Source organism: Bacillus sp. EB106-04-04-XG123, assembly GCF_058791855.1.
Window position 1 is genome coordinate 617,596 of record NZ_JBYTDZ010000002.1, and the last position, 24,302, is coordinate 641,897.

General features: G+C 41.9%; 27 protein-coding genes. 9 read left to right on the forward strand and 18 right to left on the reverse strand.

The genetic code is table 11. From position 1 onward, the window contains the following. The first annotated feature begins 127 nt into the window (after positions 1-127). Positions 128-937, forward strand: coding sequence for an RsfA family transcriptional regulator (locus AC3WTB_RS08550; RefSeq protein WP_034281253.1), 810 nt, complete (start codon positions 128-130; stop codon positions 935-937). 33 nt (positions 938-970) lie between these two features. Here AC3WTB_RS08550 and AC3WTB_RS08555 read toward each other — a convergent pair whose 3' ends face one another. The 16 genes from AC3WTB_RS08555 to pta all read right to left on the reverse strand — a co-directional run bounded on the left by AC3WTB_RS08555 (position 971) and on the right by pta (position 14,244). Beyond that, a complete protein-coding gene (locus AC3WTB_RS08555) occupies positions 971-1,204 on the reverse strand; it encodes a DUF5970 family protein (protein WP_024426379.1) in 234 nt (77 codons plus the stop codon). After that, positions 1,201-3,477 (reverse strand): glycosyltransferase, encoded by a 2,277-nt coding sequence (locus AC3WTB_RS08560; RefSeq protein WP_338593311.1) that lies wholly within the window; start codon positions 3,475-3,477, stop codon positions 1,201-1,203. The genes AC3WTB_RS08555 and AC3WTB_RS08560 overlap by 4 nt, the downstream gene beginning before the upstream one ends. A 106-nt stretch (positions 3,478-3,583) precedes the next feature. Beyond that, complete coding sequence (locus AC3WTB_RS08565) at positions 3,584-4,069, reverse strand: tetratricopeptide repeat protein (RefSeq protein ID WP_268501953.1); 486 nt, start codon at positions 4,067-4,069, stop codon at positions 3,584-3,586. Between the two features lie 35 nt (positions 4,070-4,104). Next, complete coding sequence (gene lipL / locus AC3WTB_RS08570; RefSeq protein ID WP_338593318.1) at positions 4,105-4,950, reverse strand: octanoyl-[GcvH]:protein N-octanoyltransferase; 846 nt, start codon at positions 4,948-4,950, stop codon at positions 4,105-4,107. A 240-nt stretch (positions 4,951-5,190) separates the two neighbouring features. Continuing rightward, positions 5,191-5,604 carry an SMI1/KNR4 family protein gene (locus AC3WTB_RS08575; RefSeq protein ID WP_338595133.1) on the reverse strand — a complete coding sequence of 138 codons (414 nt, stop codon included), beginning with the start codon at positions 5,602-5,604 and terminating at the stop codon, positions 5,191-5,193. A gap of 87 nt (positions 5,605-5,691) precedes the next feature. After that, on the reverse strand, positions 5,692-5,961 hold the full coding sequence (locus tag AC3WTB_RS08580) for a hypothetical protein (protein ID WP_144489901.1): 270 nt from the start codon (positions 5,959-5,961) through the stop codon (positions 5,692-5,694). A 126-nt stretch (positions 5,962-6,087) separates the two neighbouring features. Next, positions 6,088-6,486, reverse strand: a complete 399-nt coding sequence (locus AC3WTB_RS08585; RefSeq protein WP_144489900.1) for an Imm50 family immunity protein — start codon at positions 6,484-6,486, stop codon at positions 6,088-6,090. Between the two features lie 14 nt (positions 6,487-6,500). After that, the gene (locus AC3WTB_RS08590) at positions 6,501-8,051 is read right to left on the reverse strand and encodes a T7SS effector LXG polymorphic toxin (protein WP_492333585.1); all 1,551 of its coding nucleotides are present in this window, start codon (positions 8,049-8,051) and stop codon (positions 6,501-6,503) included. 11 nt (positions 8,052-8,062) lie between these two features. Continuing rightward, complete coding sequence (locus AC3WTB_RS08595; RefSeq protein ID WP_144493952.1) at positions 8,063-8,341, reverse strand: YwqI/YxiC family protein; 279 nt, start codon at positions 8,339-8,341, stop codon at positions 8,063-8,065. A 4-nt stretch (positions 8,342-8,345) separates the two neighbouring features. Next, positions 8,346-8,744 (reverse strand): YwqH-like family protein, encoded by a 399-nt coding sequence (locus AC3WTB_RS08600; RefSeq protein WP_349773632.1) that lies wholly within the window; start codon positions 8,742-8,744, stop codon positions 8,346-8,348. A gap of 175 nt (positions 8,745-8,919) precedes the next feature. Beyond that, on the reverse strand, positions 8,920-9,186 hold the full coding sequence (locus tag AC3WTB_RS08605; RefSeq protein ID WP_039182253.1) for a hypothetical protein: 267 nt from the start codon (positions 9,184-9,186) through the stop codon (positions 8,920-8,922). A 13-nt stretch (positions 9,187-9,199) separates the two neighbouring features. After that, positions 9,200-10,534 (reverse strand): TRAP transporter large permease subunit, encoded by a 1,335-nt coding sequence (locus AC3WTB_RS08610; RefSeq protein WP_048237701.1) that lies wholly within the window; start codon positions 10,532-10,534, stop codon positions 9,200-9,202. Positions 10,535-10,580: 46 nt separating this feature from the next. Further along, positions 10,581-11,456: an NAD(P)-dependent oxidoreductase gene (locus AC3WTB_RS08615; protein ID WP_058838513.1), complete on the reverse strand. Its 876-nt coding sequence runs from the start codon at positions 11,454-11,456 to the stop codon at positions 10,581-10,583. A gap of 13 nt (positions 11,457-11,469) precedes the next feature. After that, complete coding sequence (locus AC3WTB_RS08620; RefSeq protein ID WP_492333586.1) at positions 11,470-12,141, reverse strand: RraA family protein; 672 nt, start codon at positions 12,139-12,141, stop codon at positions 11,470-11,472. Positions 12,142-12,291: 150 nt separating this feature from the next. Further along, positions 12,292-13,143 (reverse strand): MurR/RpiR family transcriptional regulator, encoded by an 852-nt coding sequence (locus AC3WTB_RS08625; protein WP_492333587.1) that lies wholly within the window; start codon positions 13,141-13,143, stop codon positions 12,292-12,294. 129 nt (positions 13,144-13,272) lie between these two features. Then, on the reverse strand, positions 13,273-14,244 hold the full coding sequence (gene pta / locus AC3WTB_RS08630; RefSeq protein ID WP_059377910.1) for a phosphate acetyltransferase: 972 nt from the start codon (positions 14,242-14,244) through the stop codon (positions 13,273-13,275). A gap of 240 nt (positions 14,245-14,484) precedes the next feature. Here pta and hemQ point away from each other — a divergent pair, with 240 nt between their 5' ends. Both hemQ and AC3WTB_RS08640 read left to right on the forward strand, forming a co-directional pair. Further along, positions 14,485-15,255, forward strand: coding sequence for a hydrogen peroxide-dependent heme synthase (hemQ, locus tag AC3WTB_RS08635; RefSeq protein WP_024423793.1), 771 nt, complete (start codon positions 14,485-14,487; stop codon positions 15,253-15,255). Between the two features lie 67 nt (positions 15,256-15,322). Further along, complete coding sequence (locus AC3WTB_RS08640; RefSeq protein ID WP_260774978.1) at positions 15,323-16,483, forward strand: MFS transporter; 1,161 nt, start codon at positions 15,323-15,325, stop codon at positions 16,481-16,483. A 13-nt stretch (positions 16,484-16,496) separates the two neighbouring features. Here AC3WTB_RS08640 and AC3WTB_RS08645 read toward each other — a convergent pair whose 3' ends face one another. Further along, positions 16,497-16,976 carry an Lrp/AsnC family transcriptional regulator gene (locus AC3WTB_RS08645; protein ID WP_047202792.1) on the reverse strand — a complete coding sequence of 160 codons (480 nt, stop codon included), beginning with the start codon at positions 16,974-16,976 and terminating at the stop codon, positions 16,497-16,499. A gap of 145 nt (positions 16,977-17,121) precedes the next feature. Between AC3WTB_RS08645 and AC3WTB_RS08650 the strand changes: the two genes are divergently transcribed. The 6 genes from AC3WTB_RS08650 (at position 17,122) to AC3WTB_RS08675 (ending at position 23,222) form a co-directional block, all read left to right on the forward strand. After that, positions 17,122-18,354 (forward strand): MFS transporter, encoded by a 1,233-nt coding sequence (locus AC3WTB_RS08650; protein ID WP_107162906.1) that lies wholly within the window; start codon positions 17,122-17,124, stop codon positions 18,352-18,354. 149 nt (positions 18,355-18,503) lie between these two features. Continuing rightward, positions 18,504-19,106, forward strand: coding sequence for a type 2 periplasmic-binding domain-containing protein (locus AC3WTB_RS08655; protein WP_024423797.1), 603 nt, complete (start codon positions 18,504-18,506; stop codon positions 19,104-19,106). A gap of 2 nt (positions 19,107-19,108) precedes the next feature. Continuing rightward, complete coding sequence (gene bacB / locus AC3WTB_RS08660) at positions 19,109-19,816, forward strand: 3-((4R)-4-hydroxycyclohexa-1,5-dien-1-yl)-2-oxopropanoate isomerase (RefSeq protein WP_039182276.1); 708 nt, start codon at positions 19,109-19,111, stop codon at positions 19,814-19,816. Further along, positions 19,813-20,574, forward strand: a complete 762-nt coding sequence (locus tag AC3WTB_RS08665; protein WP_058838507.1) for a glucose 1-dehydrogenase — start codon at positions 19,813-19,815, stop codon at positions 20,572-20,574. The genes bacB and AC3WTB_RS08665 overlap by 4 nt, the downstream gene beginning before the upstream one ends. 15 nt (positions 20,575-20,589) lie before the next feature. Then, positions 20,590-22,011, forward strand: a complete 1,422-nt coding sequence (gene bacD / locus AC3WTB_RS08670; protein WP_410558965.1) for an alanine--anticapsin ligase — start codon at positions 20,590-20,592, stop codon at positions 22,009-22,011. Positions 22,012-22,028: 17 nt separating this feature from the next. Next, positions 22,029-23,222, forward strand: a complete 1,194-nt coding sequence (locus tag AC3WTB_RS08675; protein WP_492333588.1) for a pyridoxal phosphate-dependent aminotransferase — start codon at positions 22,029-22,031, stop codon at positions 23,220-23,222. 215 nt (positions 23,223-23,437) lie between these two features. Here AC3WTB_RS08675 and AC3WTB_RS08680 read toward each other — a convergent pair whose 3' ends face one another. After that, positions 23,438-24,229, reverse strand: coding sequence for an SDR family oxidoreductase (locus AC3WTB_RS08680; protein ID WP_326996190.1), 792 nt, complete (start codon positions 24,227-24,229; stop codon positions 23,438-23,440). Positions 24,230-24,302 lie beyond the last annotated feature (73 nt).

The window sequence follows — 24,302 nt, forward strand, 5'->3', positions numbered from 1 at the left end:
GCTTTGCCGCCCCAATGACGCGTTTACATAAAAGCTAGTATTTTCCACTATCCTTTTAGCAAACTTGTATAAACCTTCTTGAACTTGGCTAATCTAATACCATCAAATCATATGGGGGTTTAAACACATGTCAAAACAAAGACAAGATGCTTGGTCAGAGGAAAATGATCTCCTCCTGGCAGAAACCGTCTTACGTCACGTCAGAGAGGGCAGTACGCAGCTAAATGCGTTTGAAGAAGTAGGAGACAAGCTGAACCGCACCTCCGCAGCATGCGGATTTAGATGGAACGCTGTCGTGAGGCATCAATATGAAAAAGCGTTGGCACTAGCCAAAAAACAACGAAAACAACGGATGCGTGCACTTGGCAATGGCCAGCCTGCGAAAAAACGATTACTTTATCAGCCGCAAGTAGAAGAAACGGTCACTCAGGAGGAATTCTCCCAGGAATTGGAGCCAGCAAAGGAAGAAACATTTGCACCAGCTGCTGAAACTGCCGAACAGCTTCAGTTTGTGGATCAAAGCTACAATGAAGAGTTAGCTAGTTTATCACATTTATTGTCACAGGCTTCTCCTGCCCCAAATACCGCAGAGAAAAAGCCGGAAGCGAATCCATTTAGGCAGCATCAAGAATTAACCATCGACGATATCATTGATTTCTTACGCCGTTATGAAGGCGATGGTCAGCAATCCACTGCCTTACGTATGGAAAACAGCCGCTTAAAACGAGAAAACAATGAGCTTTCTCATAAAGTCTCGCAGCTAGAAGCTGAAGTGAAAAAGCTTGAAAAGGATCAGCTCACGATTCAAGAAGATTATGAAACACTCGTCAAAATCATGAACCGTGCAAGAAAACTAGTTTTGTTTGAAGAAGACGATAGTGCCGCACCAACCTTTAAAATGGACCGGAACGGCAACCTCGAAAAAATGGCAGAATAACAAAAAGTGCTCCCCGCCTCGGGAAGCACTTTTTTAAATGCCCAAAAATAGCATCACACTAAAAAGGACATTGATCAAAAACACGAACATAAAAATATACCTGACCTGCCTTACTTGAAAATCACCAAACATAAAAATATAAAGACCTGCGATGCCAAGTGTCAGTACAGGCTGAAGAAATGGCACTAAAAGCGAAATGCCGTAGCCGGCTCCCATGATGACAGGAAGCCATAGTAAATAGAGGTAACCGCCATTTTTGGATTTCAAGAAACCACTCCCTCTCTTTCTTCTATCTGCTTGATTTCAGGCTGAACAAACTTGAGTCCGGCTATTGTGCGGCCGCGTTTTTGTGATGTCCAAACCACAATCGCCGGCTGCTCTGTCAGAGATTCTGTATCAATGGTGATTAGCACTTTGTCATGTAATTCAATTGAAGCTTCAGACTCGATTTTACACCCAGATAAACTAATATCATGTATATTCACCGGCACCTTCTCTTCTAACCGGTCCTCATAGACTAGCGTGCCTGCCACACCTTGCAATGGTCTTCTCATCCATTTGCGCCGAATAGCCTTTGGTACTTTCTCCGTTTCTCTTACAAAGCGGAGAAATGTCCGAACAGCATAGGATTTTTTCTCACGATCCGTTATCGATACGTGCTCTCGTGTGAATAAGAAGCGGATCAGTGATAGGTACTGTGATTTTTCTGTGTTAGTAAAAGCCACACCAACCATCAGCTTGTCTCCCTCCGGATGACTCCAGACCACATCACATGCCACACTTTCATTCTCTGAAAAGGATAATTGCATTTGTCCTTGATTTAGAGAAGAAGCTTGATCCAATGGAATGGATAGACGTGCACCTGAATCACTCATATCTAGTAGAAAACAAGCAATCGACTCATCTTGATGATCAGAACGGAGCTGCCCCTCTTTTTCAATGACAAACCGCTCTGATTTTCGATAACGCGGACGATCAAACGCCACAATGAGTGCCATGAACAGGCCTGCACCGTTATAAAGTACCCAAAAAATATTAATCAACGTGAGATCAGCATTCATCGTCCCATTTACTTTCATATCGTATCCTATTTTCACAAGGACAAGCAATGAGAGCAGCAAGAAGATCAAATGAGGAATCATCGTTTTCAAATGGAAATGTCTCTTGTCCGTTTGAATTCCCTTCGGCGTGACAAGAAATTCAACCCTCTTCTTCAAAAACAGCTCACTTAAAGCCACACCAGCCAGGTGGAATGCCATAGAGCTTTCGTAAATATGACTCCAAAACATACTTCTTTTTTGATTCGACACCAGTTTAAACGCTAAATACGAACTAAAGAACGCCGGCAGCCAAAACATGAAAATGGACTGAAAATCGGCCCAGAAACTTTGAATACCAAATAATAAAAACAATATCGGTGTAAGAATGTAAATCATTTTAAACAAACCGTTAAACCAATACACAATGCCATCTAAATAAAGAACGCGCTGCATAAGCGTTAAGCCGCGAACCTTCAATGGATTAAACTTACGGGCGCACTGAATGTTCCCTCTCGACCACCGGTCTCTCTGCTTTAACAGATCAAGCCAGCTTTCAGGTGCCAGACCGACAGCTAATACCTCTCCGACAGACACAGATTTGAACTTCCCTTGGAGAAGCATTCCTGTCGCCATGTCTTCTGTAATCACCCCAGTAGCAAATCCGCCAATTTCCTCTAATGCTGTTCTTCTAAATACCGTATTACTCCCGACATACATGACCGCATTAAATCGATCTTTACCAGCTTGGAGGGTTTGCATGAAGAAGTCCTGCTCATTTGGAATTCGATCCTTCGAGAACATATTATATTGGAAAGGATCTTCGTTATAAAACGCTTGTGGAACTTGAACAAATGCAGTCGCTCCATCATGAAAGTAAGGCACTGTCTTTTCTAAAAAGGCAGGAAGCGGGACCATATCAGCATCAAGTGTGAGAATCAACTCCCCGTTCGTTTGAGACATCGCATGGTTTAAATTCCCCGCCTTAGCAAACTTGTTATCCGTTCTTGTCAGATAATGAACACCAAACTCAGAAGCAAGCTGCTTCACAGACTCCCTCTTGCCATCATCACATAAATAAATATGGACGCTGCCTTTTGGATAAGACAAATTCAAACAACCTGCAACCGTGCGCTTTAGCACTTCAATTGGTTCATTATATGTAGCTATGAAAATATCAACTGTTGGCAGCCTTTCAAGATCACTGATCATGACTTGTTTCCGATTTGAAGGCTTCCAAACAAGTGTATAAAACACAAGCAGCTGTAAAAATCCAATACATTCACAGGCCACAAGCAAGATGCCCATTATCATATTAAATGTACCTTCATGAGGCAGTGTAAAGAAAAGACGCCAGCAAATGTATGCAGCATTTGTTAACACACAGAGCACAATGGTGATTTTTTTAATCGTAGAGGCCATCGGCTGAATACGATACATCACATACAACAAAGACAAAACACAAAGCATAAACAGCGGGTAATACGTGGTGATGAATGACAATACATTTTCCTTCTTTCTTATGTCATAAAGGACTATCACATATATAAAATTTCATAACAAAGGAGGGGATTCTTCCATTACATTGCCCCTCCATTTCTTATATAAATCATTTCCACAATCTATCTAACTGATTTGAATAAAAATCAATCGCCTTTCGATAACTCAAAATAGCAGGATCGTTTGTCGTCTCAGTTAAACAGTTCAGTAATATTTCCATCGCTTTGCTATGTTCTTTCAAATTATACAAAGTCATGGCATAAAACGTTTGAATGGCTTTATTATCCGGATAAGCTTCCATCGCATGTAGGAATATCTGTTTTGACTTTTCATATTCCCCTAAGGTTCTGTATGTACTTCCTAACCCTAGTAAAGCGTCTTCTAGTTCTTCTGAAGACAATCCTAACTCAATGGCCCTTTCATAAAAAAAGACAGCTTGTTTTTCCTTTCCTAACACATCATAACTCCAAGCACATTGATAGTGAATGGAGGCATGATGTGGATACTCTTCTACAAGACGGGTGAGCATGTCATTGGATTCTTGAAGATGTCCACTTTCTCGAAGTTCAATGGCTTTCAGAAGTTTCGTTTCCATTACATCACCCCTATTTTTAAGATGGAAAGATGTGTTTACGAGAACACTTTCTCATTCCGCTCAATCATCCGCGTCATGTTTTTCTCAAACTCTAGCTGTTCCTCAGTGGTCAGTCCTGAAGCTGTCAGTTGGTCGCTCAGCTTTTGGAGTTCTTCTAGTAAAAGACGCATGAGAAGCGCACAGTCAATTGGTTCTCCAGTTAATTCTGATAGGGATGCCATCGTATCCGGCTGTATATCAGGGAATACCGCTTTCACCTCATGTCGTTTATCCTTTAAGGCCACCTCATAAAAACGGCGAATCAAATCAGCTCGTTTTCGACCGCTTCCATCTGCACACAAATAGATTTGCACAGCGACCCCTCCGCGTAATCTACGCTGAGAAATGCCGGCAAATTTCTTTCCATTGATACTCAAATCGTAGCTGCCTGGACAGTAAGAGCCGACAATTTCATAAGCTTCAATGTCCACCTCGTACATTGACAGCATCCGACGGATCAATTCCACCATCGCATCATACCCGCGGTCAATATCAATACCTTTCTTTTGTTCAGCAAAGATTAAAGACACATTCAGTACGCCTTCATCCAGTACCACAGCAAGACCGCCTGAATTGCGCACAATCACACGATATCCCTCATCCTCAAGCAGCTTTACACCATCTTGGAGAAAAGGAAGTCTTGTATCCTGAATCCCAAGCACAATCGTATTGTGATGCACCCAAGAACGGGCTGTCGCTGGTGAGAGGCCCTTTCCCACCGACGCGCAAAGCGTATCATCCATCGCAAAGGATTGCTTTGGGTCTACATAGAGCCCGAGACTCGACTGATCGATGATACGCCATTTCGGCTGTGTCAATAACTCAATAGGTTCATTTTTCATGTCCTGCATATCCTCTCGTTCATAAACTGTGTTTATTATACCATGGGAGGAATGGAGGGAGAATGCAAAAAAGCTCCATAACATTTGGCGTCACAGAGCGTTTCAGTTAGATGATTTTGTTTTCTTATTCTTCCTTTTCGAGATGAAATAAAAAGCTGCAATTAAAACGACAGGAACCCCGACCACGAGGCATGCAGCGATCAATGTATTCCACGGCAAATCGATCATCTCCTTAATAGACTAAACTTCTATGAAACAGCCCTCATTTACCCAGCTCAACAAGTCTTCAGCGACCAATTCCGCATGCTGAGGGTCCATCACACCAGCATCGACGATCCACACTTTTTTCTCCTCTTCTGCCTGCCGCATGAGAAGTACTCGCCCGCCGCCATCATCGCCAATGGCTACATAGCCGCTCGCATAATGATGGACTTCCCACGTTGCATTGCGTTCCATTATGTCCTCCGTCCCGTATAACAGAACATCGCCGCCAATGGAACATCCATTTGTCTGTTTCAGCAAGGTCTTATAAGCATGGGGCAGCGCCATGTTTAACTGGGATTCGGCCTCTTTGATATGTATGTCACTTGCTGGTTTGTTCACGTGCAGGTTTTGAATTTGCGGTAAATTGAGCATTTTAAGAGCCTCCTCTATGTTAAGCAGCTGATTTTTTCATGACCCTTTTATACATCTTTAAAAGAAAATAGCCTCATCTAGAACTATAGACAGCCATTCTATCTATTAAAGCATTTCTTTAAGCAAACTCTCTGCTTTATGCAATTCATCTAGAAAGGGGTTTAGATAGTCATTGTAACTATCCAAATAAGCTCTTACCCCGCCAATGATCAACATCTTTTGGAGATCTTCATTGTTCTGAATGATCCTTTGTGCATCCTTATATCTTTTGTATATTAATTGGAGAACACCTTGATTGATTTTTTGGGAATAGTCTTTTTCTAGGATGTTGATGACGGTTTGGATTTGTTTTATTAGTTCTTGTTTTTTGTCCATAAAACTCTCCTATTTCAATTTTTTAAAGTGGCTGCATTTTAGGACATAGGAAAATGTGATGTCTAAGTTATTATTACTTGGATATATTAAAGACCCTTTCTTGAAAAGGGTCACATGCGTTTTACGTTACTCTTTTTCTAAAGCTCCATTAATATAACCATTAACTGATTGAATGAGGCCGACGTCTCCTTTTATTGTTGCTGTTACCTCCCCTGTAATAGTAATTTCAATTAAATCTTGGTCATTTTTATTTATTTCAATGTTCCCTCTATATGTATCTGAAGATGTTTTTATTTCTAAAGAATGGATATCAAAAATGTCCACCTCGAGAGAAATCGAATTGTAACCTAATTGACCCCATTTTTTCGGAGGATTTTCCGCATAATACGGCATATCAAAATGCAAAGTCACTTTTCTACCTTCCTCTTTAATATGGATACCTTCAATTCGTATGTTTTCTAAGTTGGGAACCTCTTTGTATAGACTTTTTAAAAAGAAGTTTTCCTCTAATTTTTCAAACCACATAATATCACCTCTAATTATTTTTTAAATGGATAATGCTCTTTAGTCCCTGGGACTTTTCCTGTTCTAGGATTATCAAAGGGTCGTACATTAAAGTGGGGCCCTTGTCCACCTTTTTTATGACCTGCACTATGATCTTGTATGATAATTTTTTGACCCTTGTTATTAGTATATAGATACTCTTTAGTCCAAATAATTTTACCATATTCGTCTTTTATTACACGCCCACCTTCATGAGGAGCGGTTCGCATCTCTACACGCCGAATTGATTCAGGATGTTGAGATCTTAAAATGCCAGCATCCTTTTTAGCTTCATTAAGAGCACCATGTCTGCTAGGAAGTTTCACTATGGTCTTAGAGCTTTTACCAGCCTTTGGAACCCTCTTAGCTGCTTTCTCCCCTTTAATAATCTTAAAAACATATTTCCCCACTTTAACAATGTTGGTGCTTGGAACCATGTACATCCCTGATACCAAACGATCCATATCCGCGACTTTATCACCTGTAATTGGATCTCTTCCTGTAATAACCCGAATTGCATCGTTTATTCCTGTAAATTCAACCGCTTTATTTAAAATATTTTGGGGTTTATCGCCTGTTTTTACATCAGAAATCGGTTTAACGCTCTCAATCGTTACTTTGTTTTTTTCTGATATTCGTAACCGATACAGCATTCCATCTCGCATGACGTCAACCGTTTTGGCATGTTCGAAGTTGATCTTTTTGTACTCATTTATGTTGTATACTTTTCCATTTAAAGTTAATGTGGTTTGATTGATTTTACTAGACGGCGTTTCCCGAACAACCGTCTCCACATTCGCTTGTTGTTTCTCTTTCAGTTTCTTCAGCATGATGATCATTGGATTGTCTTTTGGGTTGTCTATTTTGTCGTTCAATCCACTGATGGTGCTGCTTACTTTTTCTTTTTTTCCATCTTTGAAAATAGATCCCTTTTGATAGCTTGTGATGTCGATTTTTGGGCCGGTGAACATGGTACTTAAGGTATCTATGTATTGCTTCATTGTTTGAAGGGAGCTTTTGGTTTCATGTAAAGCACTTGTCTGCTCCCTGTCAAATGCATGAAGCAGACCAATGGTTCTTGAGGTCTCAAGCCATGCCTTTTGATAGTTTTGCTGAAAAGCTGATTCGTCTACACTTGGCAAGTGAACAATATGACCAACTCTGCCGATGGCGTGGTTTACCTCTGATACGATTTCAGAAATCGTACGTTCAGCTTTTTTTAAGCCTTGATCAAGATCATCTTCGATAAACGCTTGTGAGATAAAGCCGTGCTCGTTTGATTCTAGTGCATGAAGAGCCTGCTTTGTGTTTTTTAATGCAGCGCTATATTCCTCAATGACGACCTGAAAGAATTGCAGGAAGGGAATATGGCATTCTGTATAGAAGGCGCGGATGGCTTGTCCTGCCTCTCCCTTTAGTGCGCCATCGAGTGAGATGATGTGATGGATTTGTTTTTCTAAGGAGCTGATTTGCTGTGACTGCTGCTTTAACGTATTCAGCGTTTGATCTATTCCGTTTATTAGCGCAAAGGCGTCAAGGGTTTTCATTGCGTTCTCCTTTATTTTCTTTTACTGCTAGAAGCAAGCGCCTTGTCCGTTTCAATCATGGTGTTCACCGCTTGTTCTGTTTGTACAAGCTGTTTCTGAAGGATGCCTATATAGGAATTACTTAATTCGTTCAGCTGTTGATTGATCTTTTCTAATGAGTCTGCTGTCAGGAGCTGATTTCTTCCTTTGATGGTTGTTGGAAGGGCTGCATTCATTTGAGTGCCTGATTGTTTTGCTTGCTGTAATACTCGTTTGACCTGACTGGCATCTATTTTAATTTCTCTCGTCATGTGACTACCCTCTTTTTTCTTCCAGTTGTTTCTGCTTTTCTTTCTCTATTTTTCTTTCAACCGAATGAATTTCATGTTCTAACGATTGGATCTCTGATGTTAGGTCATGGATTTTCTCATCAATTCGATTTAATAAATTGGTTAGCTGCACACTTTTTATCTCTTGACTGGCGGAAGCCATTTCGTCTCGAATGTCATCAAACGTGTCTGCCAAATGGCCAAACCATGTATGTGATGTCAGATCTGGATGAGTGATTTTCTTGCTGGCATCTGACAGGGTTGATTTTGCCTCTTTGATTTCTTTGCGGCACATGTTGAGTTCGATGATTTGTTCTTTTTTTATAGATATATCTGCCTTTAATGAATACAAGGCTGTTTTATAACCGATGATTGCTCCAGATATCGTCAAACACCTCTATCCCTTAAATAGTCCTCCGTTATGTTACCATTTACTAGCACAAGAGGCATATGATTGAAAGTGAATTTACCAAAAAATGAATCGTACGTATTGGGTTTTAATACCTATTTCTCGCGCACAAAAAAGCTGAATTCATTTACTGAATCCAGCTGTTTATTGCTTATTTGAGCGAATCACTCGCTGATGCTGATGGATGATCGCTAAATGAGGTGTCTTTCTTTTCAGGAATATAATTGAGAGAGAAACCAACAAGACTAAAAAAGGCACTTAACACCAGTGTTGGGTTTTTGAATAGATTCGTACTCGCAATAATCATATCTCCCTTTTGCAAGAGAATCCCTAGTATTTGACCGAATACCAACAGGGCTCCTGACGTTAAGAACAGGACAAGCAGCACTTTAAATAATAATTCCATTAATGCTCTCATGTGTTTCTCCTTTCTATACTGGAAGTATTCCCATTCCGATGAGCCAGCCAATTCCCACGATCGGCAGCATATAGTAGAGAATCAGCGGTATAAATGTTTTCTCAGGTCTGGCTCCTGCAAGACCAGAAGCAATGAAAATCGATCCTGATGCCGGCGGGGAAGCGCCTTCTGTCGATGAAAAAGCAAGAATGGCGACAACAGCCACAACTGGATCAACTCCGACTGAGACTAAAGCTGAAAACGAGACAAGTCCAACAGCTGTTAATGTGGCTGTTGAAGATAATGGTCCAGCCACCAGCGTGACAAGAATTCCCACAATGAGTACCATGAGCCATTTCGGAATGGTAAGTACTGATGTGATTTGCGTCAAATCTTCTGCCAATCCTAATTCAGCAAGCACCTGGCTTGCCGCAACAGCAAACAGCATCAAAGCACCAATCGTTGTAAATTTAGGAATGGCCGACTTGAAGAACTGAGACCAATCAAGTGCAGATGCCTTTTTCCTTCCAATTGTTAAACTAATCAGCATCATGAGAATCGGAATCCACGTAATTAAAGAAATTTGATCCATTGCCTCTGGTCCGATGTTTGGATTACTTTTTAAGTAGTTTGCCAGTGGACCAATTGTGATAATGATAGGAATCAAGGCACCGAAAAAAATAAAGATCGACTTCCACCCTTGTTTCACAGCTTCCCTAAAAGGAAGAATATCATCTGGCGGCATGGCCTGAATTTTATTCTTTTTCACCAGAATATACACCAAAATAAATCGGTATACGACTTGATACAGTCCTCCTATGAGAAGCGCAATATATAAATCTCCTTCAGATACAAGGGCTGCAATTGGTGCAAAACCCAGCATGATAAACATGGAAGAGTTCGGAGGCAGTGCTGCTCCAAGTCCGCCATTCCCTGCTAAAATGGTCGCTGTATGGGTTCGGCTCCAGCCTGATTTAATCATCCAAGAAGCCGTGATAGAGCCAGTGGCAGCTGTGTTTGCAGAATTTGAACCTGAAAGAGCACCTAAGACTGCTGAGCCTAACGTACTCATATAAGCCGCTCCACCAGGAAGTTTACCTACAACCGAATTTAAGATTCGCAAGAGTGCATGAATTAATTCCAGCTTTTCAATTAAATAAGCCATGAATACAAATGCGACAGCTGCATAGAGCACCTCATATGTGGATGCAAATTTTAATCCATCCCAGAAAAGTCTTAATGCATCCAATCCGCCAAATAATGTGGTTGCAATAAAGCCTAATAGCATGGCTTCTCCCATATTCCGTTTCACGACGACATTCCATATAATGATGACAGCTATGAATACAATCAACGCAATAAAACCCATATCGTTTTTTCGCCTCCCCTTTGTTAAATAAAACGCTTACAATTTATTACCCCTGCTGCATCACGTCAATGACTTCTTCCCAGCTGGCCGGCTTTTTCCCATTAAACCGTTCAACGAATTGAAAGTCTGCTAATCTCTCTAGCTTTTGTTGTGCTGCCCGAGACATACCGGCATCAACCTCTGCTTCATCTAGCATTTCAATAGAACCAAGAAGCTCGATCGCTCGTCTTTTTGCATGCAATGCACTCCCTGTCACAAGACGGTTCATGGTCTCTTCAAAACTTTTGCTATCCATTGTATCGCTTAATGAAGAAATCACTTGTTGTTCCACATTATATTTTTTGGAAATTTCCAAAAATTCAATCATGAGACCAACGATCCCCTTCATATAAACGCTTCTGATCAGCTTTAAGGCAGAAGCATCTCCTGGCTGGTCACTGATTTTTGTGATATTCATGCCATAAGCATTCATTACTTTCATGAATTGGTCGGTTCCACTGCCGCTTGCCGTGATCGGAACCTTGTGTTTGTTGACTGGAAGAGGCCCTAGCATGGCAGCATCTACGAATAGAGCTTTTTGCTTTTCAATTTCGTTTGCCACTTGCTTTTTGATGTCTGGTGTTGATGCTGACACATCTACATATAGTTGATTCTTTTTCAAACTTCCCGTTACAGATTGTGCCACTTCTAAGGTTTTATTCGCTGGCACAGCTGCAATGACAATATCAGATTTCTCAATGACTTCACTAATACTGCTGGTTAATTGAACTCCTGTCTGCGATGCTTTTTCTTTCAACGCTCCAGCCAATTTCTCATTTTGTAAAAGTACATCATATGCATAAAATTGATCTAATCCTTCTGTTTTCAATCCCGTTGATAGCTCATATGCTGCTTCTCCATAACCGATAAACCCTATTTTCATCACCGATTCTCCCCTATTCCTGAAATTTTTTCAATTTGCCTGCCAGCCATGCAGGTGCTAAGAGACTAGTGTCTTGCTTTCCTTCGTCCATATATTGTTGAATCGTGTTTAATCTCTGATTTTCATACGCTTGTTTCTCTTCCGCTAGTGTGAGCATGTGTTCCGCCTTCTCCTGTGGAACGATGACGACTCCATCATCGTCAGCAATGACTAAATCACCTGGTGCTACTTTGACACCGCCGCACGAGATGGTTTGATTCAATTCCCCAGGACCATCTTTAAAAGGTCCGTTTGGCATAAACCCCTTACTGTATATTGGAAAAGCCAGCTTCTCTAAAGAGAGTTTGTCGCGAACAAGCCCGTCAATCACGATTCCTTCTATTCCTACAGCCTTTGCTGAATGTGCCATCAATTCCCCTAAATATGCATGACCTTTATGGTCTTTTCCATCAACAATCAGTACATCTCCTTCTTTAGCAGAGTAGATCGCATGATGAAGAAATAAATTATCCCCTGGCCGTAAGCTAACGGTAAAAGCAGTTCCTACTATATTCATGCCTCTTGCAACAGGTTTAATTTGATGATCCATCGCTCCGGTGCATCCCATCACGTCTGACAGCAAGGTTGAGTTAAGCTTTCTTGCCCGATCTATTAGATCATTTGACACGAATTGAACAGTACTCATTGTTTCCATCATCCCCTTTGAGTTATATTCGTTACATTAAATTTTATTAAAGTAATATATATTACTTTCGTGACACGATCATACCATCTCGATTTTATTTAGTAAAGCGCTTTCATAAAAATTAAATGAAAAAAATGAGTCACCACACGACTAATGTGTTGTGTGATAACTCATTTTCGTTAACATATGATTGATTTGATCTAAACGAGGTTTTGTTCTTTCAGGGTCATTAATGGCTAAGGCACTTAAAATATAATCTACGATAAAGATAGCAGATACGACAGAGTTATGAGAGCCCACACTTGCTGAGGAACATGGTAATACATATTGTGCATACTTAGTTAGTGGAGAGCTGTAGCTGTCTGTAATTAAAAGCACTTCCACTCCATATGACTTCGCTGCCTCCAGCAAGTCCTTTATACGCTTTGCATAGCGAGGATAGCTGACCGCTATAATGAAATCATCAGATTGAAAATGAACGAGATCATCCACCCAGTCGCTTTTGTCCGCATCAATATATTGACAGTTCCCCAATAGCCGATTGATTCCAAATGACAGATACTCGCCAACAGGTCTTCCACTTCGGACACTTGTACACAGAACCTGGCGGGAGCTGGCTATTTTTTCAACAATATGCTGAAAGGTTTCTTCCGTGATATTGTCTAAAGCATACTGGATATTTTGAAATTGCAGCTCTACATGGTTATGCAGAAGCTTACTTTTATTTGAATGCTTGAGGTTCGCTTCAAGTCTCGTTTGAGGGGCAGCTTTATGCTTCATGTTTGATTGAAGCTCTTTTTGAAGCTCAGAGAAACCGGAATACCCTACAGCAGCAGAGAATCTCATGATGGTAGCTGTACTCGTCCCTACTTTTGAAGCCAATTTATCTACAGTTAAAAACGCGACCTCCATCGGATTGTGCACGATATAATCTGCAATTCTCCTTTGTGCCTCTGTTAATCCCGCGACCTTATGCTGAAGCTTATGTATTAAATCGTTCATTATAGCACCTGCCCATTCTATCGGCTTTATCTACGATCAAATTTTTTCTTTTCCCCTATATTGTACACATTTGTCATCAAAAAAACAGCCAGCACGAATCTATCGTACTGGCTGCCTTTGTCGAGATCATTATAATGCTTGAGCTGCTGTGATCAGCGCAAGGTTGTAAACGTCTTCGGCATTACAGCCTCTTGAAAGATCGTTTACTGGCTGGTTTAAGCCTTGCAGGATTGGACCTACAGCTTCAAAGTTACCTAAACGCTGTGCAATTTTGTAGCCAATGTTTCCAGCTTCGAGGCTAGGGAAAACAAATACGCTAGCGTCGCCTTTGATGACGGAATCTGGCGCTTTTTTCGCTGCTACTGAAGGAACGAAAGCTGCATCAAATTGGAATTCTCCATCAAGTACAAGCTCAGGTGCCTTTTCTTTTGCAATGCGAACTGCTTCAGATACTTTTTCTGTTTCGTCTGATTTTGCTGAGCCTTTTGTAGAGAAGCTAAGCATTGCCACACGTGGTTCGATATCAAACATTTTTGCTGTGTTTGCACTTTCGATCGCAATTTCAGCTAGATCTTGGCTGTCTGGAGCAATGTTGATTGCACAATCAGCAAACACATACTGCTCTTCGCCGCGAGCCATAATGAAGACGCCAGATGTTTTCTTTACGCCTTCTTTTGTTTTAATGATTTGAAGTGCTGGACGCACTGTGTCAGCAGTTGAATGTGCCGCACCGCTCACAAGTCCGTCTGCAAGACCTTTATACACAAGCATTGTACCGAAGTAGTTTTCATCTAGTAATGCTTTTCTTGCTTGCTCTTCGGTTGCTTTGCCTTTACGTCTTTCTACGAAAGCTTGTACAAGCTCTTCAAAACCTTCATATGTATGAGGATCATACACGTCAACACCATCAAGTGTAAGACCTAATTCTTTTGCTTTTGCTTCAACATCTTGTTTTTTACCTACAACAATTGGCTGCAATACTTTGCCGTCTGCTAGTTTTTGAACGGCTGTTAGAATGCGTTCGTCCATTCCCTCAGGAAAAACGATCTTTACTCCTTTACCTGCAACCTTTTCCTGAACTGTTGAAAAAATATCTGCCACTACAATACCCTCCTTGATTTTACAAAAAAAGCGTTCTCTTTTAAGCATACTCTTCTTCTACCTAAATTCAAACTACCAACTTATATTATAGCGCTTACAAATTAAATTCTTATTTTTCAAACTAATTTAATCAATTTTCATAAAAGCTGTTTTCTTCGTTCAAGTTTTGATCACATCTCCATTTGGACAAACTATGTTATAGTTGGAACAGATGGAAAACTGTTAATAGGAGTGAAAGAAATGAGCGAACAACATACAACAAATGAAGCAGCTCAAACACTAGATGGCTGGTATGCGCTGCATGATTTTAGAACAATCGACTGGACAGCTTGGAAGCTGCTGACAAGTGATGAGCGCCAAGCGATTATTCATGAGTTCACAGGTCTATTGGAAAAATGGAAAACAGCTGAGCAAGATAAAGCTGGAAGCCAAACAATCTATAGTATTGTCGGCCAAAAAGCAGATATTATGCTCATGATTTTACGTCCGACAATGGAAGAACTAGGTGAAATTGAACTTGAATTCAACAAAACACGACTAGCAGAATTTACGATTCCAGCTTATTCGTATGTTTCAGTTGTTGAGCTCAGCAACTACTTAGCAGGAGGCGGCGATGGCGGAGATCCTTACGAGAACCCGCATGTACGTGCGCGCCTATATCCAGAGCTTCCTTCTTCTCAATACGTGTGCTTCTATCCAATGGATAAAAGACGTTCTGGCAATGACAACTGGTACATGCTTTCCATGGATGAGCGTAAATCTCTTATGAGAAGCCATGGCTTAATTGGCCGAAGCTATGCTGGAAAAGTAAAACAGATCATTACAGGTTCTGTTGGTTTTGATGATTATGAGTGGGGCGTTACCCTTTTCTCTGATGATGTGCTTCAATTTAAAAAATTGGTTTATGAAATGCGCTTTGATGAAGTCAGTGCACGCTACGGCGAATTCGGTTCCTTCTTTGTTGGAAACCGTTTAGCAAACGAGCAGCTGGCGTCTTATTTCCATGTATGATAAACTCTTAAGGCTTCGGATCTTTCCGAAGCTTTTTTATGTATTTGTTTAGAAAGGTGATCACATCATGAGAAACTTCCCCATCGCTATTTTTGCATTAACACTCGGTGCGTTTTCGATTGGCATGACTGAATTTGTCATCATGGGCCTTTTGCCAAATGTCGCAAACGATCTTCATGTATCAATTTCTGCTTCAGGACAGCTGATTACTGGATACGCACTTGGTGTCGCAGTTGGCGGACCTATATTAACGTTATCGACTGGGAAAATGTCGAGAAAACGTCTCCTCATTCTGTTAATGATTCTTTTCGTGGCGGGAAATGCTGCTGCCGCTGTCTCGACCTCTTATGGTCTATTAATGGCCGCCCGTATTTTAACGTCATTTGCTCATGGAACGTTCTTTGGCGTCGGAGCCATTATGGCTGCACGGCTTGTGCCTAAAGAGAAAAGTGCAAGTGCGATCAGCTTCATGTTTACAGGACTGACGGTAGCCAATGTACTCGGTGTGCCGTTCGGTACCTTTATAGGAAATCAATTCGGCTGGCGTATGTCTTTTCTAGTCATTGCCGTCATTGGTCTCATTTCCTTAATCGGTATCATCAGCTTAGTTCCGAATCAATCAAAGGAAGAAGTATTGGACATTCGAAATGAAGTATCCGTCTTGAAAAAACCACAGGTACTCGTTTCCTTTGCGATGACCATCTTTGGTTTTGCTGGTGTTTTTACAGCATTTACGTATATCAGCCCAATCCTGCTGCAAGTCACTGGCTTTCAGGAAAATGGGGTAACGCTCATCCTTGTCCTATTTGGACTTGGGGTCACCATCGGGAATTTAGTTGGCGGAAAGCTTGCTGACTGGAAGCTGATGCCGAGTATTATGATGACACTGATCCTACTCATTGCTGTCCTGTTATTGTTTACAGTCACTTCCGAATTCAAAGTGCCTGCCGTGCTGACCATTTTTGTTTGGGGAATCATTTCATTTATTCTTGTTCCTACCTTGCAATACCGCACGATGAACATGGCACATGAAGCACCGACACTCGCATCGACGCTCAGCCATTCTGCCTTTAATATTGGGAATGCCGGCGGTGCAGCGCTTGGCGGTCTTGCTATCGACATCACACATTTACAGCTTGTTCCGTTATTTGCTGCAGCTGTGACATTTATTGGCCTTATCATTACGTTTATGAGTTATCAGTCAGATAAACGAATAAAAAGGACCTGACATAGGTCCTTTTTTATTTCATCACAGTCATTTCTGGCTCTTCTATTTGTTTCAAGCGTTCCTGAATAGGATGAGAAAAAGAGTGCTCTGACAAGACAATATGGGAGACGGTTTTTGTAAATCCAGACACTTCTTGAATAAAGGCTTCAATTTCTTCAAGAGACGAAACTGACAGCTTAATGAAAAAGCAAGACTGTCCTGCCACTCGATAAGCAAAAAAAGCGCGTGGGTGCTCGTTCATAAAAGCCACAAAACGCTGATACTCCCCATTTAACACCGTAACTTCCAGCAGGCAGTCAATCAGAAGCCCTAATTTTTTATAATTGACCTGAACAGAATACCCTTCGATAATCCCTGCGTCCTCTAATTTACGCACTCTTTCTGCTACCGCAGGTGCTGATAAATTCACTCGTTTGGACAATTCCCTCATGGATAAGCGGGCATCTTCTCTCAATTCATTTAAAATATGCACATCTACATCGGTGATTTTCATTCGTACCTCTCCTATCCAAAAATCGTTCCATTTGAAAAGTATTTGATGATAATACTTATGATGCGAAATGTAAAATAAAACTAAATAATGGTAGAATTTATTTTAACGGAATTGAATGAAAAAGCAAGTATGGAGGGATCACTTGATGAAAGAATCTTTAGACAGCCAGGCTTCTAAAACATTTCCCATCACACTTGCCATCGCACTCACACTTGGCGTTTTTGCGGCGGGATCGGAGGAACTGGTGATTTCACCACTGCTGCCTGATTTATCAAACTCCTTTCAGCACTCTCTTGATGTTCTCGCTCTTTCCATCAGCATTTATGGGTTAGCTGTGCTGGTTGGAGCTCCGCTTCTCGTTCCTTTAGGGGACCGATATTCAAGAGAGCTGTGTTTGATAATTGGGCTGTCTTTCTTTTTGATTGGAACAGTGATGTGTGCTGCTGCCCCAAATTTGGCCGTGTTTTTTGCCGGCCGTGCTATTTCTGGGCTGGCGACTGGTGTATTTGTGCCAACAGCCTATGCTCTTGTGGGGGACCGGGTTCCATATGAATATCGCGGCAAAGTGATGGGACTCATTGTATCGAGCTGGTCTCTTTCTCTTGTCCTTGGTGTGCCCATTGGCGCTTTTATCGGTCAAAGTTTGAACTGGCGCTGGACATTTTGGATTTTCGCCATGATGAGTCTCGTTGTCCTGCTGCTCGTCATCCTTGAATCTCGAAAACAAGTCGCCACAGCTCATCCGAAGGCACCTCAAGCTAGGGAGAAATCAGGCTCTTTATGGGGGGCTTTGAAAATCGACCGTGTCCCTGCCTATTTGACCGTGACATTTTGTAACATGCTTGGATTTTATGGCATGTACTCATTTTTAGGAGCTTACCTGCAAAGTTTGTTTTCCGGAGGGCAATCAACAGCTGGACTTCTGATCATGGCTTATGGCGTTGGTTTTTCCATGAGTATATTTACCGGGAAATTAGCAGATTGGTTTGGCAAAACACGGTCTCTTTTCTTTGTGCTGGGCGGCATTACGCTCGTTCTTGCCTTACTTCCTTATGCCCCGTTCTCATGGACATTGCTCATTTTCGCTTTATTTATTTGGGGTGCCATGCAAAGTTTATCCGTCACGCTTTTGAGCACCGTCCTGAGCGACTGCTCCCAAACTCACCGAGGCAAAGTGATGGCTTTTTATAGCCTTGCTTCCAATCTAGCCGTTATGCTTGGGTCCGCTTTAATGGGACCTGTTTATGTCCATTTCGGCTATCACACGGTAGGACTTGTATGTGCACTCATTACGCTTGTTGGTTTTCTCATCAGCTTCATCAGCTATAAACGTGAAAAAACCTTACAGCAGAAACATAAAAACACATTTGAAACGTGAGCTCATTTCACTGCACATCTCGATATGTGCAGTTTTTTAGATCAATTTTTAATATCATCATAAAATACATTTTTTATAATTTTTGTTGACAATTACCAATTTTATTTTTTATAATCTAGTAAAAATTTGAAAAAGATTGGATGGTAAACATGATCTTAAAGAATGATGTTTTTCATTTCAAAGAAGAGCCCATCGTTTCACCTAAGATGTTTACAGTCAATACATTAGGCCCTAAGGGGACAAGCAGTGAATATGCAGCAAAACATTTCATCTCTCATTCCACCACTACACTCGGCACTCATACGAAACTATCCCTTTACGACACATTCGAAACTTGCATTGAACATACTCTCTCTAACGCACTCCAATACACTCTCGTTCCACACGCATACGAAGGAATTAAACACTTCTACATGAGGCCTGACCTGCAGCTTTTACAAATATTCAGATGTGACACGCCCATGTATGGTTTGGCTGTCAGACCAGATTTCCCCTTTCAAGAACAAATGCTTCACCATTTAAAAATTGTTTCTCATCCTGCACCTGTGAATTTGATTCAATATTTTATTCATCAAAATGCTGAATTTGAGCTTGTCAATTCCACAAGTACAGCCGCACAAAAAGTAAGAGACGGCGAATTTGATTTCGCTTTAACCAATGAGGTGGCTAGAGCTACATACGGCCTCACCTTCATTCGAACATTTAAAAGCATTCCTATGAGCTGGTCTATATTCGGAAAAGGAGAGATGTAAACATGACAACTGAACAAAAGGTGCAAGAATTATATTTTCCTCAAGCGAAAAAACGAGAATGGGATAATGGTGTCATCCAATATTCTACTGTCAGAGGCGATACGGAAGTGTTAATTTCATACGTCCCTCCTCACACGATCATCGAACCTCACGAGCATCCGGAAGCACAAATCGGCATCGTATTAAAAGGCGAGCTTCAAATGACGGTCGGCCAATCGACACAAGTGCTCACCCCATTAGAATCAGCCTATATTGCACCACCATTCGTTCCTCACGGCGCATCGAATTTGACAGATGAAGAAGTGATCGCCATTGATATTAAGAGATTAAAAGATGGCGAGGAATATACGGCTCCTCCTACTTATTTCTTAGACATTTTCAAAACGCGTGATTTGCTTCCTGGCATGGAAGTGACTTTTTTTGTTGAGGACTGGATGGAGCTTATGATTGCTAACATTCCGGGAAATGGCGGGGAAATGCCTTTTCATAAGCACCGTAATGAACAAATTGGGATTTGCATTAGCGGTGGATACGATATGACGATTGAAGGCTTTACAGAGAAGATGGAATTTGGCACGACCTACTTCTGTGATCCAAAAGAAGATCACGGCGCCATTAATCCAAAGCCAGAAGCATCAAAGTCTATTAATCTCTTCTTCCCTCCACGCTATAACCGCTTAAAGCCAAAAGCGTCTAAGGTGAAGAAATGAACATTGCCGGAAAAGTCGTCCTGATTACAGGAGGTGCGTCTGGGATTGGGCTTGCTGCCGTCAAGCTTTTCCTTGAACACGGAGCAAAAGTAGCTGTGGCTGATATCAATGAAGATAGCGGTAAACAACTTGTTGAATCATTGCCTCATGAACATGCTGCGTTTTTCAAAACAGATATTACAAATGAGGCTGACTGTCAAAAAACCGTTCAATCCGTGCTGAACCAATTCGGGACAATTGATGTGTTGATTAACAATGCAGGCATCGAAATTGTCTCACCTATTCACGAGATGACATTGGAGGATTGGAACCACATTCTACAGGTCAATCTGACTGGTGTATTTCTTATGAGTAAGCATACATTGCCGCATATGCTTGAGAAGAAAAGCGGAAGTATTATTAATACTGGATCTGTCGGAGGTCTCGTTGGCTGGCCTGACATTCCTGCATACAACGCAACAAAGGGCGGTGTCATCCAGCTCACCAAATCGATGGCGATTGACTATGCCGCTCATCAAATCAGGGTGAATTGTATCGCCCCAGGCATCATTGATACGCCATTAAATGAAAAATCCTTTTTAGACAATCATTCAGAAAGTCTTGAGGTTGTCAAAAAGGAAAAAGCAAAGGTGAATCCCTTGCTTCGTCTCGGAAAACCTGAAGAAATTGCGGGCGTGATGCTGTTTCTCGCCTCTGATCTATCCAGCTATATGACTGGAAGTGTTGTCACAGCAGATGGCGGATACACCGCTAGATAAAAAGGAGTGCTTTCATTGAGTAAAAAAACCGTACTTGTCATTGCTGACTTAGGAGGGTGCCCGCCCCATATGTTTTATGAAAGCGTGGCGGCATCTTATCATATCGTTTCTTATATCCCGAGACCCTTTGCCATTACAAAGGGACACGCTGAGCTAATAGAAAAATACTCCATTGCCGTCATCAAAGATCGCGATTATTTTGAGACACACCCTTCTTTTGAACACCCTGATTCTATTTACTGGGCACATGATGATTATTTGAAATCAGAGGAAGAGGTGGTGGATGACCTAGTCCGTGTGGCTTCCTTTTTCAAAGCTGATGCCATCACCACCAATAATGAATTATTCATTGCACCAATGGCAAAAGCCGCCGAGCGGCTGGGGCTGCGCGGCGCTGGGGTAAAGGCAGCTGAAATGGCGCGTGATAAAAGCCAAATGAGAGCTGCATTCAACGCTGCGGGTGTCAAAGCGGTGAAAACTCAGCCTGTCACTACTTTAGCTGATTTCCAGCAAGCTATTGAACATATCGGAACACCGCTTATTTTAAAGCCTACATATTTAGCAAGCTCGATTGGCGTGACCCTTTTTCATGACAGAGCGGGCAGTGATGATCTCTTTTTAAACGTAAAATCCTATTTGCAAACGATTCCCGTCCCAAACGCTGTGACATATGAAGCACCATTTGTCGCAGAAACGTACTTAGAGGGGGCTTACGAGGATTGGTATCAAGAGGATGGCTATTCTGATTATGTCAGTGTAGAAGGGTTCGTCGTGGAGGGAGAATATATCCCTTTTGTCATACATGACAAGACCCCTCAAATCGGTTTTACAGAAACGGCTCATATTACTCCCTCGATCTTAGACAATGAAGCCCAGCAAATCATCATTGAGGCAGCTAAGAAGGCAAATGAAGGGCTGGGCCTTGAAAACTGTGCGACCCATACAGAGATCAAGCTCATGAAAAATCGAGAAACAGGACTGATCGAATCCGCAGCTAGATTTGCTGGCTGGAATATGATTCCGAATATCAAAAAAGTGTTTGGTGTGGATATGGCCAAGCTGCTGATCGATGTATTAGTCGATGGAAAAAAAGCGGATCTGCCAAAAGAGCTGCTTTCTGGACATACGCATTATATAGCAGACTGCCATTTATACCCTCAGCATTTCAAAGAAAGCGGACAAATACCGGCAGAGGCTACACATATCACCATTGATCATGTCCATATTCCGCAGGATGCTTTAGTTGGAGATACTGTGATCGTCAGTGAATCCGTCCCATCTAAAGGCACCTTTGTGGATCTCTCTTTATTTGAAGCCTTTAACGGCATCGTGTCGCTTGAATTAAAAGGATCATCCTCACAGGATGTTGCCGCATCCATCCGCAACTTACAGAAGCAAGCTGCCATTCAGTTAATGGATGAATTAGTGAAGGGATAGAAAGAGAGGGTAATGTGGTGAAGATCTTACCATCTAACGTGATTGAACGGCTGCCAGAACAGAAATTTGGAACCGTCTTTGAGAAAATTGCACATAAAGCACAAAACGGGGCGAACATCATCAACCTTGGGCAGGGAAATCCTGATCTTCCGACTCCTGCACATATCGTAAGCGCGCTTCAAGAGGCAGCAGGCACTTTAGAGTTTCAGCAATATGCACCTTTTAGAGGCTTCGACTTTTTCAAGCAAGCCATTGCAGATTTCTACAAAAAGGAGTTCGGCACTGAGATAGACCCAAAGAAAGAAGTGGCCCTTTTCAATGGGGGGAAAACAGGCCTTTATGTCATGAGTCAGTGTCTGCTTGACCCAGGGGACATTGCCCTCGTCCCCGATCCAGGATACCCAGAATATCATTCTGGGATCTTGATGGCAGACGCAAAGCCCTACTGCATCAAACTTGAAACGAAAAATGGCTATTTGCCGAATCTCTCTTCAATTGATCCGGAGGTGCTCAAAAAGGCAAAGGTTCTTTTCTTAAATTATCCGAATAACCCAACAGGTGCTGTGGCAAATGATGCATTTTTTGAAGAGGCTGCTGATTTTGCATCGGCTCACGGACTGCATGTCATTCATGATTTTGCCTATGGTTCATTTCATTATGAGCAAAAACCAGTAAGCTTTCTGAATGCTCCTCTTGGAAAAAGTGTAGGAGTAGAATTATATTCTCTATCCAAAACATTTAATATGGCAGGATGGAGAGTCGCTTTTGCTGTAGGTAATGAGGACATCATCCAAGCCATTAACGCCTTCCAAGATCATGTGTTTGTCAGTATGTATGGCGGATTTCAACAAGCCGCAACCGTCGCCTTGCAAAGTGATGACCATCACATTCAATCATTAAAAGAGGTCTACCTTGAACGAATTCACTTCTTCATCCGTCAGGCAGAAAAGCAGCTAGGATGGTCCATCGAACGTCCAGCTGGCGCCTTTTATTTATGGGCTCCAATCCCTGATGATTTTGAACATTCTCATGCATTTGCAGACTATTTACTCGAACATACCGATGTCGTTGTCACGCCTGGGGGTGTGTTTGGAGCACATGGAAAACGTCATGTTCGCATCTCAATGGTTGCTCCAATTGAGCAGCTTGCCCTGTTTATCGACCGGCTTCGCATCCTTCCGATTCGCTTTAATCAAAAAACCCGCATCTAGCGGGATTTTTTGACAAATGGCTAAAATGGGTCTTGATTTTAGCCATTTGTCTTCTTTTCAGCGTGATAGAAAACCTTTGCAGCCCTAGGAAGGACGAGTACCGGAGCGGAGCGAATTTGACATTCGTGAGCACCGGCACGCAGACCTGACACCGAATGCGAGGGTTTGTCTACACGCTGGATCAAAAAAACCGCATATAGCGGGTTTTTTTGATGCTATATACTTTTCATCGCTCCACCATCGACAGATATTTGTTGTCCTGTAAGATAGGAGGCTTCCTCTGATGCGATAAAAGCGGCCAATGAAGCCATTTCACTCGCTGAGCCCACTCGTTGCATTGGAATTCCTGACGCTACAGCCTGTACAGCTTCTTCCCGCGATAATGCCTGTTTACGCATCATGTTTCCGATAAATTGTTCATACCGATCTGTAGCAATAAAGCCTGGGTTTAAACAATTCACTGTGATCCCTGAAGATGCAAGCTGTGTGGCAGCATTTTTACTAGCATTGATAATCGCTGCATTCATCATACTGTTCGTAAACATTTGGTCACCAGGTTCCTTCCATAGGTTCCCGACAATTTGAATGATCCGGCCATATTCATGTCGTTTCATCATCGCTGCTGCACGCTTCATCGTATCAATGTACGCAATGGCTTTTTGAGAAAATGCTGCCATCATCTGCTCGCTCTCACATGAATCAAAGGTATCTGGCTTTCCCCCCGGAATGTTATTAATCAACACATCCAGTCTGCCAAACTCTTTTTCTATTTCCTCAAAAGCCTCAGCCCGCACCCCTTCATCTGACATGTCGCCACAGAAAAGAGCCACCGGCTCCTTTGTTTCTGCCATACGCCCAATGTCCTGCTGCGCTTCTTCTAGTGAGGATTGATTTCTAGAATTGATGATGATCTTTACATTATCTTGAGCGGCAAGCTTAATGGCGATGGCCTTTCCAATCCCTGTACTTGCTCCTGTTACAAATGCAATTCTTTTAGACAAACTCATCCACATCCCTTTTCTTATCAGCTTCGTATATATACATAAAATGACACATATAGAATGTATTTCAACAAAAAAA

What these genes read in the sequence shown, in the direction of transcription:
- AC3WTB_RS08550 (WP_034281253.1), top strand. Translation starts at nt 128, where the DNA reads ATGTCAAAACAAAGACAAGATGCTTGGTCAGAGGAAAATGATCTCCTC.
- AC3WTB_RS08565 (WP_268501953.1), bottom strand. Translation starts at nt 4,069, where the DNA reads ATGGAAACGAAACTTCTGAAAGCCATTGAACTTCGAGAAAGTGGACAT.
- lipL (WP_338593318.1), bottom strand. Translation starts at nt 4,950, where the DNA reads ATGAAAAATGAACCTATTGAGTTATTGACACAGCCGAAATGGCGTATC.
- AC3WTB_RS08580 (WP_144489901.1), bottom strand. Translation starts at nt 5,961, where the DNA reads ATGGACAAAAAACAAGAACTAATAAAACAAATCCAAACCGTCATCAAC.
- AC3WTB_RS08585 (WP_144489900.1), bottom strand. Translation starts at nt 6,486, where the DNA reads ATGTGGTTTGAAAAATTAGAGGAAAACTTCTTTTTAAAAAGTCTATAC.
- AC3WTB_RS08590 (WP_492333585.1), bottom strand. Translation starts at nt 8,051, where the DNA reads ATGAAAACCCTTGACGCCTTTGCGCTAATAAACGGAATAGATCAAACG.
- AC3WTB_RS08595 (WP_144493952.1), bottom strand. Translation starts at nt 8,341, where the DNA reads ATGACGAGAGAAATTAAAATAGATGCCAGTCAGGTCAAACGAGTATTA.
- AC3WTB_RS08605 (WP_039182253.1), bottom strand. Translation starts at nt 9,186, where the DNA reads ATGAGAGCATTAATGGAATTATTATTTAAAGTGCTGCTTGTCCTGTTC.
- AC3WTB_RS08610 (WP_048237701.1), bottom strand. Translation starts at nt 10,534, where the DNA reads ATGGGTTTTATTGCGTTGATTGTATTCATAGCTGTCATCATTATATGG.
- AC3WTB_RS08615 (WP_058838513.1), bottom strand. Translation starts at nt 11,456, where the DNA reads ATGAAAATAGGGTTTATCGGTTATGGAGAAGCAGCATATGAGCTATCA.
- AC3WTB_RS08620 (WP_492333586.1), bottom strand. Translation starts at nt 12,141, where the DNA reads ATGAGTACTGTTCAATTCGTGTCAAATGATCTAATAGATCGGGCAAGA.
- AC3WTB_RS08625 (WP_492333587.1), bottom strand. Translation starts at nt 13,143, where the DNA reads ATGAACGATTTAATACATAAGCTTCAGCATAAGGTCGCGGGATTAACA.
- hemQ (WP_024423793.1), top strand. Translation starts at nt 14,485, where the DNA reads ATGAGCGAACAACATACAACAAATGAAGCAGCTCAAACACTAGATGGC.
- AC3WTB_RS08640 (WP_260774978.1), top strand. Translation starts at nt 15,323, where the DNA reads ATGAGAAACTTCCCCATCGCTATTTTTGCATTAACACTCGGTGCGTTT.
- AC3WTB_RS08645 (WP_047202792.1), bottom strand. Translation starts at nt 16,976, where the DNA reads ATGAAAATCACCGATGTAGATGTGCATATTTTAAATGAATTGAGAGAA.
- AC3WTB_RS08650 (WP_107162906.1), top strand. Translation starts at nt 17,122, where the DNA reads ATGAAAGAATCTTTAGACAGCCAGGCTTCTAAAACATTTCCCATCACA.
- AC3WTB_RS08655 (WP_024423797.1), top strand. Translation starts at nt 18,504, where the DNA reads ATGATCTTAAAGAATGATGTTTTTCATTTCAAAGAAGAGCCCATCGTT.
- bacB (WP_039182276.1), top strand. Translation starts at nt 19,109, where the DNA reads ATGACAACTGAACAAAAGGTGCAAGAATTATATTTTCCTCAAGCGAAA.
- AC3WTB_RS08665 (WP_058838507.1), top strand. Translation starts at nt 19,813, where the DNA reads ATGAACATTGCCGGAAAAGTCGTCCTGATTACAGGAGGTGCGTCTGGG.
- AC3WTB_RS08680 (WP_326996190.1), bottom strand. Translation starts at nt 24,229, where the DNA reads ATGAGTTTGTCTAAAAGAATTGCATTTGTAACAGGAGCAAGTACAGGG.